Raw genomic sequence first — 14,226 nt, forward strand, 5'->3', positions numbered from 1 at the left:
GGCCTGGGCGCCCGACATCGGGGCGACGTGACCGATCTTCACAACTTGCACGTCTTGCGCAGAGGCAGCACCTGCCAAAACAGCCAGAGCGGCGACAGCGGTGAGTTTCAACTTCAATTGCATGGATGGACTCCGAGATCAATAAAAAATAACGCCGGACTACGGCGGCGGTGAACGGTATTTCAATTTCCGGGCCAACTCCCTCGGGGCAAGCCCCTAGGAGCGGCTTGCATCAATTCGATTCATGACCCAACAGTCAAATTAATGAACCAACCGTCACGCCGGTGAGGCCCGGCCCCTCGAGAAGCCCGCCGCGCCAGGCCCCACAGCCCCAGCGCACGGCCAAACTGACCCCGCCATTAGCCAGAGTTATTGACAACGAAGTCCACTAATGGTCATCAGGACGCAACAGAATCGGGTGAACAGGACGTTACTAAACGTATACGGATCACTAAAATCCGCGTTCTGTCGTTATCGACAAACAACTCTGGCCGAAACCCCAAACCCGCCTCTTTTTGGTGCCCCTTCGGGGCCCATGCACCAAAGAAAGGCAGTCTGCGGCCCGTTCCTCCCCCCTTTGAAAACAAACTGACAACAGGACTCGCAATGAACAAGAAATTCATCATGACCGCCCTGGCCCTGAGCCTGGGCTCGGCCGCCTTCGCCCAATCCAGCGTCACGCTGTACGGCGTGATCGACACCGCCGTGCAACGCCAAACCAACGCCACCCCGACCGGCGGCAGCCTGTCGGCTGTGACCTCGGGCGCCATCAGCGGCAGCCGTTACGGTTTCCGTGGCCAAGAAGACCTGGGCGGTGGCATGAAGGCCTTGTTCACCCTGGAAGCTGGCTTCAACCCCAATGACGGCAGCCGCGGTCAAGGTGGCCTGGCTTTCGGCCGTCAAGCCTTCGTGGGCCTGGCTGGTGATTTCGGCCAAGTGACCCTGGGTCGCCAATACACCCCCCTGTTCGAACACTATGGCAACTTTGACCCGCTGTGGGGCATCTCCAACGTGAACGAATCGGGCTTCTACCTGGCCTACGGTACCTTCCGTCAAAACAACGCTGTGCGTTACGCCAAGAACATCGCTGGCGTGAACTTCGCCGCCATGCACGGCTTCGGCAACGTGGCCAACTCCGCTTCGGCCGGTCAGCTGAACGGCCTGCAAGCCACCTACGCTGTGGGCAGCCTGAACCTGGGTGCCGCTTACCAAAAGTTTGACGTCAACACCACCTCCAGCACCAACCTGGGCAGCACCAAGAACGCCATGATCGCCGCCAACTACGGCTTCGGTCCGGCCCGCGTGTACTTCAACTACATGGACACCAAGCTGGCCTCCGGCTCGAAGAGCGACGTGGCCACCCTGGGCGTGAGCTACGAAGTGGCTCCCCTGGTGAACCTGGTCGGTGCGTACTACAACGACAAGACCAAGTCGGCCACCAACGTGAAGGGCAGCCGCAACACCACCGCCCTGGGCCTGACCTACTCGCTGAGCAAGCGCACCATGGTGTACGGCTACTACGACCGTTCGAAGGAAAACGCTGGCTACGCTGTGACCGCCATCCCGGCTGGTTCGGACATCTTCGGCGCCGCTTCGACGCTGAACACCCGTTCCAACTACATGGTCGGTATCCGCCACGCTTTCTAAGCACGGCGCGCAGGCCTGAACCCCGCGCTGCCCGCGCGGTTCAAGCCTGCCCTGAGATTCTTCAAGGTTTTTTTCAAAGCCCCTTGTCGCGAGCAAGGGGCTTTTTTTTGGTCCTGCCGGGCGGTACCGGCCGCCGCCGCTTCAGCGGCCTGCGCCACCGTGCATCAGGCCCCACAGCTTGCCCGCGCTCAGCGGCATTTGAAGCTGCGTCGCCTGTGCGCCCAGGCCGGCACGCGCCAGCGCATCGGCCACCGCATTGACCAGGGTCGGGGTGGCCCCGATGGTGCCCAACTCGCCCACGCCCTTGACGCCCAGCGGGTTGTTCTTGCAGGGCGTGGATTCGTCCATCTCGGTGCGGAAGTCAGGCGACTGGTCCGCGCGCGGCGCCGCGTAGTCCATCAAGCTGCCGGTGACCAGCTGGCCGGTTTCACGCTCGTAGAGCACCTGTTCGCACAGCGCCTGCCCCAGGCCCTGCACAGCGCCGCCGTCGAGCTGGCCGCGCACGATCATCGGGTTGACCACCCGCCCCACGTCATTGACCGAGGCGTAGGCCTGCACCTGCAGGTCGCCGGTCTCGGGGTCGAGCTCGACCTCGCAGATGTGGCAGCCGTTGGGCCAGGTCGGCCCCGAGACGGTGCTGGTGGAGTCGATGTGGATGCGTTGCTCGCGCTGCGCGCGGGCCAGCGCGAACAGGTCGATGCCCAGGTCGGTGCCCGCCACCGTGAAGCGCCCTGCCGCGTAAGCGATGTCCTCGACCGCCACCTCCAGCTCGGCCGCCGCCAGGGCCTTGGCGTGTTCGATGGTGCGCTCGGCCCCCACGCGCACCGCGGAGCCGCCCGTGAACAGCGAGCGGGAGCCCGCACTGCCAAAGCCATCGCCGCGGTCGGTGTCGCCCAGCACCACGCGCACCCGCTCGATGGGCACGCCAAACACATCGACCACCAGCTGCGCCAGCGTGGTGGCAATGCCCTGCCCCATCGCATTGACGGCCGAAAACACCTCGATGGTGTCATCGGGCAGCACGGTGACGGTGACGCGCTCCTCGAACACATTGCCGCCAGTCCATTCGAGGAAGGTCGCAATGCCCTGGCCGCGCAGGCGGCCACGCTGGCGCGAGGCCTCGGCGCGCTGGGCAAAGCCGTCCCAGTCGGCCAGCGCCAGCGCCTGGTCCATGACCTTTTCGAAACAGCCGGTGTCGTAGGTCTGGCCCATCGGGTTCTTGTAGGGCATCTGCTCGGGGCGGATGAAGTTGCGCCGGCGCAGCGCGAGGCGGTCCATGCCGATCTGGCGTGCGGCCTCGTCCATCAGGCGCTCCATCGTGAAGATGGCCTCGGGCCGACCGGCGCCACGGTAGGCCCCCGTGGGCGCGGTGTTGGTCAGCACCGCCTTGAAATGGAAGTCGATGGTCTGGATGTCGTAAACGCTGGTCTGCACCCAGGGCCCGATGAGCAGCTGGATCGCCACCCCGGTGCCCGTGGCGTAGGCCCCCACATTGGCCAGCGAGCGCAGGCGCAGCGCCAGGATGCGGCCGTCGGCGGCCAGCGCCATCTCGGCGCGCGACTGCACGTCGCGGCCATGGCTGGAGGACAGAAACTCCTCGCTGCGCTCGGCCACCCATTTGACCGGCCGCTGCAGCTGGTGCGCGGCCCAGGCCAGCACCATGTCCTCAGGGTAGGCGCCGGTCTTCATGCCAAAGCCCCCGCCGACGTCGCCCACCTGCACCCGCAGGCGATCGCGCGGCAGGCCCAGGGTGTCGACGATGGTGTTGCGCACGCCCGAAGGCATCTGGGTGCTCATGCGCAGCGTCAGGCGGCCGTCGCTCGGGTCGGGGTAGGCCAGCACGCTGCGGGGTTCGAGCGTCAGCGCCGCCAGGCGCTGGTGCACCACGTCCAGCGCCACCACATGCGCGGCCTGCGCGAACGCGGCCTCGGTGGCGGCGGCGTTGCCGTGCCGCATTTCGGCGGCAATGTTGTCGGGGGCGGCCTCGCACAGGGTGGGCGCACCGGCCTGGGTGGCGTCGTCGAGGTGCACCACCATGGGCAGCTCTTCAAACTCGACCCACACCGACTCGGCCGCATCGCGCGCCTGCTGTGGTGTCTCGGCGACCACCGCGGCCACCGCTTCGCCGACAAAGCGCACCCGCTCGTGGGCCAGGGGCCAGCGCGGCGGCGAGGCGGCCACGCCGTCGGCCCGCTTGAAGCCGGCGTTGCCGGGCAGCGGCTTGACGCCTGCGGCCACAAGGTCGGCGCCGGTGTAGACCGCCAGCACCCCCGGCAGGCCCAGCGCGGTGCCGGTGTCCACCGACACGATGCGCGCGTGCGGGTAGGGTGAACGCAGGAACACCAGGTGGCTTTGCCCGGGCAGGCTCAAGTCGTCGGTGTAACGGCCCGCGCCTCGCAGCAGGGCGTCGTCTTCAAGGCGGCGCACGGCTTGGCCGCTGCCGAAACGGGTGGGGAGGGAGGAAGCAGTGCTCACGGTCTTGTCTCGTTTCTCGTCGGGGAATTCGCTGGGGGACACGGAGGGCTTGCGCCACTTCGCACTCTAGCCAATTCCGGCCCATCGTGCCGAAGGGGCGCGCCCGCCCCTGTCCGGGTGGTGACCCTCGGGCGCGCCAAAACAGGGCACGGCGGCGGGAATGCTTTGTGCTTGATGCTGCAGCGCAGCAAAGCGTTTGCGGCACCCATCCCCCGAAAGGAGTCTTCCATGCTCGACCGAACTTCCACCCTGTTTTCGCACGTCAAGCCCACAGACAACGAGTACGTCAGCGGCGGTCTGCGCGATTTCTTCCTCTACCGTGACCTGGGTGTGGCCGAGGCCACGCACGGCAAGGTGATCGCGCACCTGGTCAAAGCCAACATGGCCCCGGAAGCGGGCACGGGATGGCACCGACATGAGGCGGACTTCCAGATCGTCATCATGCTCAAGGGCTGGGCGCGCTTCATGTACGAGGACCAGGAGACCCTGGTGCAGGCCGGCGACTGCGTGCACCAGCGCCCGGGCATCCGGCACTACCTGTTCGACTACTCGCCCGACATGGAGTACCTGGAGATCGTCTCGCCCGCCGACTTCAAGACCGTCGACGTCGACCCCGTGTGCGACATCCCGCCGCCCACGCCCTGGGCCTGAGGCTCAAGGCCTGAGGCCAGGGGACCCACCGCCCTGCCCTGGGGCGAAGGCCGCACCGGGCCGCCGCCTGGCGTGGGCTCAGCCACGGCCCGGGGCCAACGTCCGGCGAACCGGTCACCGCACACCGCTCACCTTCGCAGACGAGGCCTACAGGCGCGTTGGCGCGCTCACGTCGGTTGGAGGCCGGTTGGAGGCCGGTCGGAGATCGCTTGCACGCAGATCGCTCACCGGGTGCTGGCCCGCCGACTGGCCCGGCGGCCTCAGAACTCGGCGTCGAGTTCGTCGATCTCGTCGGGCTCCTGCTGGGCCGCGGCCACCCATTCCTGCATGGCGGGCAGCGTCAGGATGGTGCGGCAGTAGTCGGCACTGGGCAGGTCCAGCGCCACGTCGTAGGTGACGAAGCGCGTCACCACCGGCGCGAACATGGCGTCCGCGATGCACGGCTGCCCGCCAAACAGGTAGGGGCCGCCGTAGCGGCTCAGGCATTCGTTCCAGATCACCAGGATGCGGTCCACATCGCTCTGGGCGCGCGACCACAGCTTGAAGTTCGGGAAATGCGCCTTGATGTTCATCGGCAGCGACGAGCGCAGGGCGCTGAAGCCCGAGTGCATCTCGCCACAGATGGCGCGGCAGTGGGCCCGCGCCGCGCGGTCGGCGGGCAACAGGCCGGCGTCGGGGCACACCTCGTTGAGGTACTCGCCAATCGCCAGCGTGTCCCACACATGCACGCCGTCGTGGTCCAGCGCCGGCACCCGCATCGAGGCCGACAGCAGCAGCATCTCGGCCTTCATCTCGGGGTCGTCGGGGGAGATCACCTTCTCGGTGAAGGGCAGCCCGGCCAGTCGGGCCATCAGCCAGCCGCGCAAGGCCCAGGCTCCGTAGTTTTTGCTGCTGATCGTCAAAACCGCTTTGGCCATGGCTTGCTCCTGTGTCGTGTCAGCGACCTGCAAGGCCCGTGCCATGCCCAGCGCCCCCGGGGTGCACCGCTTCGGCGCCTCAGCTTGGCCCGCAACTTGCCTCACTGCCGCACCACACCGAAAGACTGCCATGCTGTATCAGGCCTACCAACTCCAGTCTGATCTGACGTCCCCGCTGCGCTTGCTGGCCCAGCACCTGGGCTCGGCCCTGCTGCTGCCCGGGACCGAACGCACGGCGCTGCGCCAACTGGCCGCCGCCAGCGAGGTGTTCTCCCGCCTGCGCCTGACGCACAGCCGCCCCGCCTACGGCATCACCGAGGTGCTGATCGATGGCGAAGCGGTGCCGGTGACCGAGGAAGTCGCCCTCACCCTGCCCTTCGGCACCCTGTTGCACTTTGCCAAGCCACGCCTGCCCGGCCAGGCCGCCCTGCCGGTGGTGCTGCTCGCGGCACCGCTGTCGGGCCACTTTGCCACCCTGCTGCGCGAAACCACGCGCACCCTGCTGCAGGACCACGACGTCTACATCACCGACTGGCACAACGCGCGCGATGTGGCCCTGCACGAGGGCGCTTTTGGGCTGGACGATTACATCGACTACCTGATGCGCTTTTTGCGCCACCTGGGCGAAGGCAGCCACCTGGTCGCGGTGTGCCAGCCCTGCGTGGCCGCGCTGGCCGCCACCGCCTTGCTGGCCGAAGACAAAGACCCGGCCCAGCCGCGCAGCCTGACCCTGATGGCCGGCCCGGTGGACTGCCGCGTCAACCCCACCGAGGTGAACCGCCTGGCCATCAGCCAGCCGATCGAGTGGTTCGAGAAGAACCTGATCAGCCATGTGCCCTGGCCGCACCGGGGCTTCATGCGCCGCGTCTACCCGGGCTTTGTGCAACTGAGCGCCTTCATCAGCATGAACCCGGACCGCCACCAGCAGTCCTTCAAGAACATGTACCAGCACCTGGTCGACGGTGAGTTCGAACAGGCCGAGACGCTGAAGACCTTTTACGACGAGTACCTGGCCGTCAACGACCTGCCTGCCGAGTTCTACCTCGAGACGGTGGAGAAGGTCTTCCAGACCTACGACCTGCCGCTGGGCAAATTGACCTTCCAGGGCCGCACCGTCGACCCCGCCGCGATCCGCCGCACCGCGCTGCTGACGATCGAAGGCGAGCGCGACGACATCTGCTCGGTGGGCCAGACCGTGGCGGCGCAGGACCTGTGCCGCAACGTGCGCCCCTACCTGAAGAACCACCATGTGCAAACCGGTGTCGGCCACTACGGGGTGTTCAGCGGGCGCAAGTGGAACCAGCAGATCTACCCCCGGGTGCGCGACAGCATCCACGCCAGCCAGGGCTGAGGCCCCCACACGCCAAGGCGCACCCAGGTGCACCTTGGCGCCCCAACGCCCATCGGCGCGTGGCCCCGGCGCCACCGTCCACTTCCGGCCGGGGCCTGTCGCGCGGGGCACGGCGGGCTCATGGCGCTGTCACAAAACGGGCTTAGCATCGGCGCCTTTGCGCTGCGCAGGCCCTGGGCCCCCCACGAGGGGCGGGGCTGCCACCCGTCTGCCCGCCATGCCCTTGCTGTTTGCCCTGAACCTGTTGTCTGTCTTGCTCTGCCGCCGCGGCACCGGCGCGCGCGGCGGGCGCCCGCCTGTCCCACAGCCCCGGCCCCCCCGGGGCGGCCTGATGCGGGCCACGCTGTGGACGGGGCTGCTGCTGGCCTGCGCCCCGGCTCAGGCGGCCGACACGCTGACCGGCGCGGGCTCCTCGGCCGCCGCGCTGCTGTACCGAGCCTGGGGCCAGGCCTATGCGCGCCAGCACCCGGTCGAGCTGCAGTACGAGGCCATCGGGTCGTCGGCCGGGCTGAAGAAGATCCGCGCGGGCGAGGTCGCGTTTGGCGCCTCCGACGTGGCCCCCAGCGAGGCCGAGTTGCAGCGCGACCAACTGGTGCTGGTGCCCACCTTCGTCAGTGGCGCGGTGCCGGTGGTCAACCTGCCCCGGGTGCCGCGGGGCCGGCTGCGGCTCAGCGGCGAACTGCTGGCCGACATCTACCTGGGGCGCGTGACGCGCTGGAACGCCCCCGAACTGCAGGCCCTGAACCCCGGCCTCAACCTGCCGGACCTGCCGATCCGCCCGGTCGGCCGCAGCGACGGCTCAGGCACCACCTACTACGTCAGCGACTACCTGTCGCAGGTCAGTCCGGCCTGGCTGCGCCAGCACGGGCGCCAGACCCAGATCGCCTGGGCCGACACCGTGAGCCGCGCCAAGGGCAGCCAGGGGGTGGTGCAGGCGGTGCAGGACACCCCGGGCACCATCGGCTATGTGGACTACAACTACGTGGTCGAACAAGACCTCAACCCGGTGCAATTGCGCAACGCAGCGGGGCAGTTCGTGGCCCCCAGCGTGGCGGGCTTTCGGGCTGCGCTGCGGGCCAGCGACTGGGTCAGCAAAGGCGACTTTCACGCCCCACTGACGCAGCGGACCGGCGCCGCCAGCTGGCCCATCGCGATGGGCAGCTTCGTGCTGCTGCCCCGCGTCAGCAGCCAGAGCGAAGCCACCGAGCGCGCGTTGCGCTTTCTGATGTGGACCCTGCTCAAAGGCGACACGGTGGTCGAAGGCCTGAGCCTGGTGCGCCTGCCCGACGCCCTGCAGGCCCAGGCCTTCAAGGCGCTGAGCAGCGTGAGCGACCGGCAGGGCCGCGCGCTGGGCGCCATCGCCTTCTCCAGCATGACCCGCTGAGCGCCCCACGGGCCGGCCCGGCGGACCGTGCGGCACCTGGGCGACAGACTGGCGCCCGCCCGGGCGCCACAATCGCGGCCCATGCCGCCGCACACCGCGCCCAGCCCGGGGCCGCTGGCGGTGCCGACCCTGGAGACACAAGCCATGAGCAACAAACCTTTTGACCTGGTGGTGCACGGCGCCACCGGCTTCACCGGCCGCCTGGTGGTGGAGTACCTGCTGCAACGCTACCCGGCCGGCAGTGGCCTGCGCTGGGCCATGGGCGGGCGCAGCGCCGCCAAGCTGGCGGCCGTGCGCGACGAGGTCGGCGCCCCGGCCGACACCCCCCTGATCGTGACCGACAGCGCCAGCCCCGACAGCCTGCAGGCCCTGATGGCGCAGACCCGCCTGGTGCTCAGCACCGTGGGCCCGTACCAGCTGTACGGCAGCCCGCTGGTGGCCGCCTGCGCGCAGGCCGGTGTGGACTACGTCGACCTGTGCGGCGAGCCGGCCTGGATGCGCCAGATGATCGATGCGCACCAGGCCACGGCGCAGGCCAGCGGCGCGCGCATCGTGTTCTCCTGCGGCTTTGATTCGGTGCCGTTCGACCTCGGCGTGCTGCTGCTGCAAGACGAGATGAAGGCCCGCTTCGGCCAGCCCGCGAACCGCGTGCGGGGCCGGGTGCGCAAGATGAAGGGCACCTTTTCGGGCGGCACCGCCGCCAGCCTCAAGGCCACGCTGGCCGCCGCCGCGCAAGACCCGGCCGTGATGGCCCTGCTGCGCAACCCCTTCTCGCTGACGCCCGGCTTTGAAGGCCCGGCCCAACCGCCGGGCCACAAGCCGATGATCGACGAGGCGCTGGGCCTGTGGGTGGCCCCGTTCGTGATGGCCGCCATCAACACGCGCAACATCCACCGCAGCAACTTCCTGCTGGGCCAGGCGTATGGGGCCGACTTTGTTTACGACGAGATGCTGATCACCGGCGCCGGCGACAAGGGCCAGGCCATCGCACAGGCCGTGGCCGCCGACAAATCGCTGGGCGCCGAAGGCGGCCCCCAGCCCGGCGAGGGCCCGTCGCGCGAGGAGCGCGAGGCGGGCTTTTATGACCTGCTGTTCCTGGGCCAGGACAGCGCGGGCCACCAGTTGCGTGTGGGCGTCAAGGGCGACCGCGACCCGGGCTACGGTTCCACGTCCAAGATGATCGCCGAGTCGGCGGTCTGCCTGCTGCAGGACCGCCAGGACACCGCGGGGGGCCTCTGGACCTCGGCCTCGGCCCTGGGCCAGGCCCTGATCCAGCGCCTGCGCGCGCACGCGGGCCTGAGCTTCGAAGTCGAAGCCGACTGAACCCACGCGGGGGCAACCAGCCCCCTGCGCGCCCGGGGCGCCCGGAGCACGGCCAACACGGCCACCCCGCAGCGCGCCCCTGCCCCTCAGTGCCGGGGCGTGCCGCGTGCCAGCAGCTGCGCCACCTGCGCGTGCAGCAACTCAGGGCTCAGGCCTTGCGGGGCCAGCGCGGGGCCGACGTTCAGCCCCACGCGGTTGAACACACCGCGGCGGAAGGGCCGCACCATGGCCACCGGCTCGCCACCGCGCAGCTCGATGCGGCTGAAGAACGAGCCCCACAAATCGGTCAGGGCCATTGGGATCACCGGGGGCGACAGGCCCTCGTCGCGGGCCCGCTGCAGGATCTTGGCGATGCCGCCCTTGAAGGGTTGCAACTGGCCGTCGCGGGTGATGCTGCCCTCGGGAAAGATGGCCAGCAGATCGCCCTCGCGCAGCACCTGGGCCGCGCGCTCGAAGGCCGCCTCGTAGGCCACGGGGTCTTCCTTCTGAGGGGCAATGGGGATCGCCCGCGCCAGCCGGAACAACGCGCCCAGCACCGGCAGGCGAAAGATGCGGTGGTCCATCAGGAAGTAAATCGGTCGCGGGCTCGCGGCCATCAGCAACACCGCGTCGATGAAGCTCACATGGTTGCAAGCCAGCACCGCTGCGCCGGTGCTGGGCAGGTGCTGCTCACCCTGCACGCGGAAGCGGTACACAAAGCGCGACAGGCCCCAGGACACGAAACGCAGCAGGTACTCGGGCACCAACAGGAAGATGTAGCCCGCCACCAGCGCATTGGCCAGGCCCACGAACAGGAACACCTGGGCAATGCTGCAACCCAGCGCCAGCAAGGCCCCCGCCAGCACCGCGCTGGCGATCATGAACAAGGCGTTCAGGATGTTGTTGGCGGCGATGATGCGCGCCCGGTGTGTGGGCTGGCTGCGCAGCTGGATCAAGGCGTACATGGGCACGCTGTAGAGGCCTGCAAACAGGCTCAGCAGGGCCAGATCGGCCAGCACACGCCAGTGCGCCGGCTGGGCCAGGAACGCCTGCAGCCCCCAGGTGGGCCCGTTCGGCAGGCCGCGCGAGGCGAAATACAGGTCGATGGCGAACACGCTCATGCCGATGGCGCCCAGGGGCACCAACCCGATCTCGACATGGCGACGCGACAGCAGTTCGCACAGCAGCGAACCGACGCCCACCCCGATCGAGAACACCACCAGCAGCAGGGACGCCACCTGCTCGTCGCCGTGCAGCACGTCCTTGGCAAAGCTCGGGAACTGACTCAGGAACACGGCGCCAAAAAACCACATCCAGCTGATGCCCAGCAGGGAGCGGAACACCACCGGGTTCTGCCGCGCCAGGCGCAGGTTGCGCCAGGTTTCAGTGAACGGGTTCCAGTTGAGGGTCAGCGCCGGGTCGGTGGCCGGCGCCAGCGGCACCGCCTGCACCACCAGCCGCCCCAGCAGCGCCACCAGCACACAGCCCAGCGCCACCCAGTGCGGCCCCACGCCGGGCACCGCCACCAACAGGCCCCCGGCCACCTGGCCGAGCAAGATGGCCACGAACGTGCCCATCTCGACCAGGCCGTTGCCCCCGGTCAGCTCGCGCTCCCCCAGCACCTGGGGCAGGTAGGCGTACTTGACCGGACCGAACAAGGTGCTGTGCAGGCCCATCAGGAACGTGCAAGCCAGCAGCACCGCCACCTGGCTCTGGACGAAGCCCCAGGCCGCGAGCAGCATGATGGCGATCTCCAGGTTCTTGACCAGGCGCATGAGGCGGGTCTTTTCCCATTGGTCAGCCAGCTGGCCCGAGGTGGCCGAGAACAGCACGTACGGCAGGATGAACAAGGCCCCAATCACCAGCCCCGCCAGGCTGGCCGGCAACCAGGCCACCTGCAGCTGGTAGGTGACCATCACCGTGAAGGCGAACTTGAACAGGTTGTCGTTGGCCGCGCCGAGGAACTGGGTCCAGAAGAACGGCGCGAAGCGGCGCTGGCCCAGCAGGGCGAACTGGTTCGGGTGCGCGGTGTCGTGGTCGTTGGGCTGGGTAGGCGCCATGGGCAAAGGTCCTTGAGACAGGTCAGGCGGGGACCGGGCGCACCAGGGCCGCCGCCAGGGATCGATGCGGGATTTTGCCCCGCGGGCGCGCGCCGTGCCGGGCGCCGGGCCCAGCCGGGGTCGCCGCGCCTCAGGCCGGGGTGGTGAACACCGTCAGCACGCCGGTGTAACCGTAGAGGTGGTGGCGGGCGATCTCGCCACCCGCGAAAAAGCCCACCAGGGGCACGTCGCCCAGCGCGTGGCGCACGATCTGCAGCTCGGCGCTGGGGCCGCCAAAGTGGGGCCCGCCGCGGCCCGAGCAGCTGACATAGACCGCGCCGGCGATGCGCCGCGCCGGGTGGGGCGCCGCGCCCAGCGCGTCCCCGGCGACGGTGGTGGCCAGGTCGGCCGGCCACATTTCGGGTTCGAGTTCCTCGCGGATCTCGGCACAGATGCGCATCAGGTCGGCCCGCGCGGCCTGCACATGGCGCTGGCAGAAGGCCATCTGCATCCCCACGCTCAGCGGGTGGGCCACCGCCACGCCCTGGCGTGCCGGGTCCAGACCGATGATGTGGCGCACCAGCACGTCGGCGCCAAAGTGGCCGCTGCGGTTGATGCTGTCGTCGCCGGGCGCGCTCAGGCCGACCAGGGTGGAACGCACCACCTCCAGCGCCTGTTGCAGCGCGGGGCTGCGCTGCGGGCCGTTCAGGTCCAGGCTGACGCGCAGGTCGCGCAGCAGCACGGTCAGCGCGGGTTCGCCGTCGAGTTCGAGCAGCACATGGCCGTCCACCGCAGTGATCTCGTGCACCTTGGACACCGGCAGGCAGCCCTGGGTGACGCGCGAGATCAGGCTCACGTCTTCAGAGAACGCCACCCCGCTGAGCCCGCCACTGAACACCCCCCGCGCCGCGCCCTGGCCGCGCATGTTGCCGTCGCCGCCGACGGCGAACTGCACCGTGCCCTGGCGGCTGGCGGCCAGCCCGCCAAACAGGTAGCCGGTGGCGGTGCGCTCGGCCATCTCGGCAATCAACTCGGCCACGTCGGGCGTGCTGGCGTCGGCATGGACCAGGGCGGTGTGGGGCTCAAAGCCCAGGCCCAGCGGCGCCACCCCGGAAAACACACGGTAATGGTGGGCTGGCAGCTCGCACAGCAGCACGCTGAGCGCCGGCTCGTCAAAGTACTCGGCGTTGTTGGCCGCCACGCCCACACCGACCGTGCCCGCCCAGTCGGTGACCTCGGGCAGCTCGGCCGACAGGAAGTCCAGCAGGTCCTGGGCCTCGGGGGCGTAGTGGTCCGTGATGTAGAGCAGGCCCAGCGAGGGGCTGTGCGCGTACTCGGGCAAGGCCATCTGCGCGCGCAACTGCGCCAGCACCAGGCTGGCGGCCATCCGCCATTGGGGGTGGGTGGCGTGACCCGAAGGAAATAAAGACATGGGGGCTCCGCTAAGTCAGGCCCCTATTCAACCGCAAAAATGACCCGGTCCGGCGCAGACCGGGTCGGCGGCTCAACTTGCGCGGCGGCGGGCCGGGGCCTTGGCGGCGGGTTTCTTGGCGGGCGCCCGGCGCGGGGCCTTGGCCGCAGGCTTGGCAGCCGATTTGGCCGCCGGCTTGGGGGCCGCGGCCGAAGCGGCCTTGGCCGAGCCGCGCGCAGCCCGGCGCACCTGGGCCGTGGCCTCCAGGCCCGCCCCCACCGTCTTGGCGACCGATTCAGCCGCCGTCTTGAAGGCTTCGCGGGCCAGGTTCTGGCTGCCCTCGAGCGGGTTGGCCGCGGCCGCGTCCTTGAGGGCCGTGCTGGCAATGTGCTGGAACTGCTGGGTCAGCGCGCCCCACCACTGCAGCGGGTCAATGACACCGGCCCGCGGGGCGTCGCCCGAGGCCTCGGCGCTGGCGGCCGCCGGGTCGGCGGCGGCAGGCTCTGGCGCCGGTGCGGGCGCGGGGGCCGGTGACGGCGCGGCGGCCGGGGTGGGGGCCGGCGTTGGCGCGGCCGCACGGGCTGCGCTGTTGAAGGTGTCGCTGGCCTTTTGCACCTGGGCCATGACGTCGGCGGTCTTGACCTTGAAGGACTCGGCCAGGTCGCCCATGCTGAAGTTCATGCCCTTCAGCGTGGCCAGGGTCATCTTCTGCACCTCGAGCGCCTGCACCGTGGCGGCCAGGGCGCGCGAGTTCTGGTCGAGCCAGAACTGCACCGCCTTGAGCTCTTCGATGCGTTTGTCCAGCTCTTCGACGTTCAGGGTGGGGGCCACCCAATGCGACAGATTGGGCAGGTGCGGCAGGCCTTGCGAAGCCCCTTTGACCGCTGACTGAGCCAGGTTCTGCAGAAACTCGAAACCCGGGACCAACTTACCAAAACCAAAAGGGGTGGAATCGCTCATGGCATGCTCCGTCATTGTGTGTTCTGAGGCCGATCAGCTTAACTGAAGGGCGTCAGCGCACGGGCCACAGCGGCCCGATTGAGCGGCCA

General features: G+C 69.0%; 10 protein-coding genes and 1 pseudogene. 5 read left to right on the forward strand and 6 right to left on the reverse strand.

Annotated elements, in window-relative coordinates; all coding sequences use genetic code 11:
- Window positions 1–123, reverse strand: a pseudogene (locus tag PSQ40_RS20820) (branched-chain amino acid ABC transporter substrate-binding protein); the annotation flags it as partial.
- Between the two features lie 483 nt (window positions 124–606).
- Here PSQ40_RS20820 and PSQ40_RS20825 point away from each other — a divergent pair.
- On the forward strand, window positions 607–1,647 hold the full coding sequence (locus PSQ40_RS20825; protein ID WP_273953818.1) for a porin: 1,041 nt from the start codon (window positions 607–609) through the stop codon (window positions 1,645–1,647).
- Between the two features lie 141 nt (window positions 1,648–1,788).
- Here the strand turns inward: PSQ40_RS20825 and PSQ40_RS20830 are convergent, their stop codons facing one another.
- Window positions 1,789–4,122: a xanthine dehydrogenase family protein molybdopterin-binding subunit gene (locus PSQ40_RS20830; RefSeq protein WP_273953819.1), complete on the reverse strand. Its 2,334-nt coding sequence runs from the start codon at window positions 4,120–4,122 to the stop codon at window positions 1,789–1,791.
- Window positions 4,123–4,350: 228 nt separating this feature from the next.
- On the opposite strand from PSQ40_RS20830, the gene PSQ40_RS20835 reads away from it, so the two are divergent.
- The gene (locus PSQ40_RS20835) at window positions 4,351–4,773 is read left to right on the forward strand and encodes a cupin domain-containing protein (RefSeq protein WP_273953820.1); all 423 of its coding nucleotides are present in this window, start codon (window positions 4,351–4,353) and stop codon (window positions 4,771–4,773) included.
- 260 nt (window positions 4,774–5,033) lie between these two features.
- Here the strand turns inward: PSQ40_RS20835 and PSQ40_RS20840 are convergent, their stop codons facing one another.
- On the reverse strand, window positions 5,034–5,690 hold the full coding sequence (locus PSQ40_RS20840) for a glutathione S-transferase (RefSeq protein ID WP_273953821.1): 657 nt from the start codon (window positions 5,688–5,690) through the stop codon (window positions 5,034–5,036).
- Between the two features lie 130 nt (window positions 5,691–5,820).
- Between PSQ40_RS20840 and PSQ40_RS20845 the strand changes: the two genes are divergently transcribed.
- The 3 genes from PSQ40_RS20845 (at window position 5,821) to PSQ40_RS20855 (ending at window position 9,748) form a co-directional block, all read left to right on the forward strand.
- The gene (locus PSQ40_RS20845; RefSeq protein ID WP_273953822.1) at window positions 5,821–7,041 is read left to right on the forward strand and encodes a polyhydroxyalkanoate depolymerase; all 1,221 of its coding nucleotides are present in this window, start codon (window positions 5,821–5,823) and stop codon (window positions 7,039–7,041) included.
- A gap of 331 nt (window positions 7,042–7,372) precedes the next feature.
- Entirely contained in the window at window positions 7,373–8,425 is a 1,053-nt protein-coding gene (gene pstS / locus PSQ40_RS20850) for a phosphate ABC transporter substrate-binding protein PstS (protein ID WP_409338637.1), read from the forward strand.
- Window positions 8,426–8,569: 144 nt separating this feature from the next.
- Window positions 8,570–9,748 carry a saccharopine dehydrogenase family protein gene (locus PSQ40_RS20855; protein ID WP_273953824.1) on the forward strand — a complete coding sequence of 393 codons (1,179 nt, stop codon included), beginning with the start codon at window positions 8,570–8,572 and terminating at the stop codon, window positions 9,746–9,748.
- 86 nt (window positions 9,749–9,834) lie between these two features.
- On the opposite strand, the gene PSQ40_RS20860 is transcribed toward PSQ40_RS20855, so the two are convergent.
- The 3 genes from PSQ40_RS20860 to PSQ40_RS20870 form a co-directional block, all read right to left on the reverse strand.
- Window positions 9,835–11,787, reverse strand: a complete 1,953-nt coding sequence (locus PSQ40_RS20860) for an MFS transporter (RefSeq protein WP_273953825.1) — start codon at window positions 11,785–11,787, stop codon at window positions 9,835–9,837.
- Between the two features lie 130 nt (window positions 11,788–11,917).
- Window positions 11,918–13,198, reverse strand: coding sequence for an FIST signal transduction protein (locus PSQ40_RS20865; protein ID WP_273953826.1), 1,281 nt, complete (start codon window positions 13,196–13,198; stop codon window positions 11,918–11,920).
- Window positions 13,199–13,270: 72 nt separating this feature from the next.
- A complete protein-coding gene (locus tag PSQ40_RS20870; RefSeq protein WP_273953827.1) occupies window positions 13,271–14,137 on the reverse strand; it encodes a PhaM family polyhydroxyalkanoate granule multifunctional regulatory protein in 867 nt (288 codons plus the stop codon).
- Window positions 14,138–14,226 lie beyond the last annotated feature (89 nt).

Origin of the sequence: Curvibacter cyanobacteriorum (genome assembly GCF_028649475.1) — a bacterium.
Classification (GTDB): Bacteria; Pseudomonadota; Gammaproteobacteria; order Burkholderiales; family Burkholderiaceae_C; genus Curvibacter; species Curvibacter cyanobacteriorum.

Bases quoted from the DNA above. Each gene is read 5' to 3' on its own strand.
- PSQ40_RS20825 (WP_273953818.1), top strand. From the start codon at position 607: ATGAACAAGAAATTCATCATGACCGCCCTGGCCCTGAGCCTGGGCTCG.
- PSQ40_RS20835 (WP_273953820.1), top strand. From the start codon at position 4,351: ATGCTCGACCGAACTTCCACCCTGTTTTCGCACGTCAAGCCCACAGAC.
- PSQ40_RS20840 (WP_273953821.1), bottom strand. From the start codon at position 5,690: ATGGCCAAAGCGGTTTTGACGATCAGCAGCAAAAACTACGGAGCCTGG.
- PSQ40_RS20845 (WP_273953822.1), top strand. From the start codon at position 5,821: ATGCTGTATCAGGCCTACCAACTCCAGTCTGATCTGACGTCCCCGCTG.
- pstS (WP_409338637.1), top strand. From the start codon at position 7,373: ATGCGGGCCACGCTGTGGACGGGGCTGCTGCTGGCCTGCGCCCCGGCT.
- PSQ40_RS20855 (WP_273953824.1), top strand. From the start codon at position 8,570: ATGAGCAACAAACCTTTTGACCTGGTGGTGCACGGCGCCACCGGCTTC.
- PSQ40_RS20860 (WP_273953825.1), bottom strand. From the start codon at position 11,787: ATGGCGCCTACCCAGCCCAACGACCACGACACCGCGCACCCGAACCAG.
- PSQ40_RS20865 (WP_273953826.1), bottom strand. From the start codon at position 13,198: ATGTCTTTATTTCCTTCGGGTCACGCCACCCACCCCCAATGGCGGATG.
- PSQ40_RS20870 (WP_273953827.1), bottom strand. From the start codon at position 14,137: ATGAGCGATTCCACCCCTTTTGGTTTTGGTAAGTTGGTCCCGGGTTTC.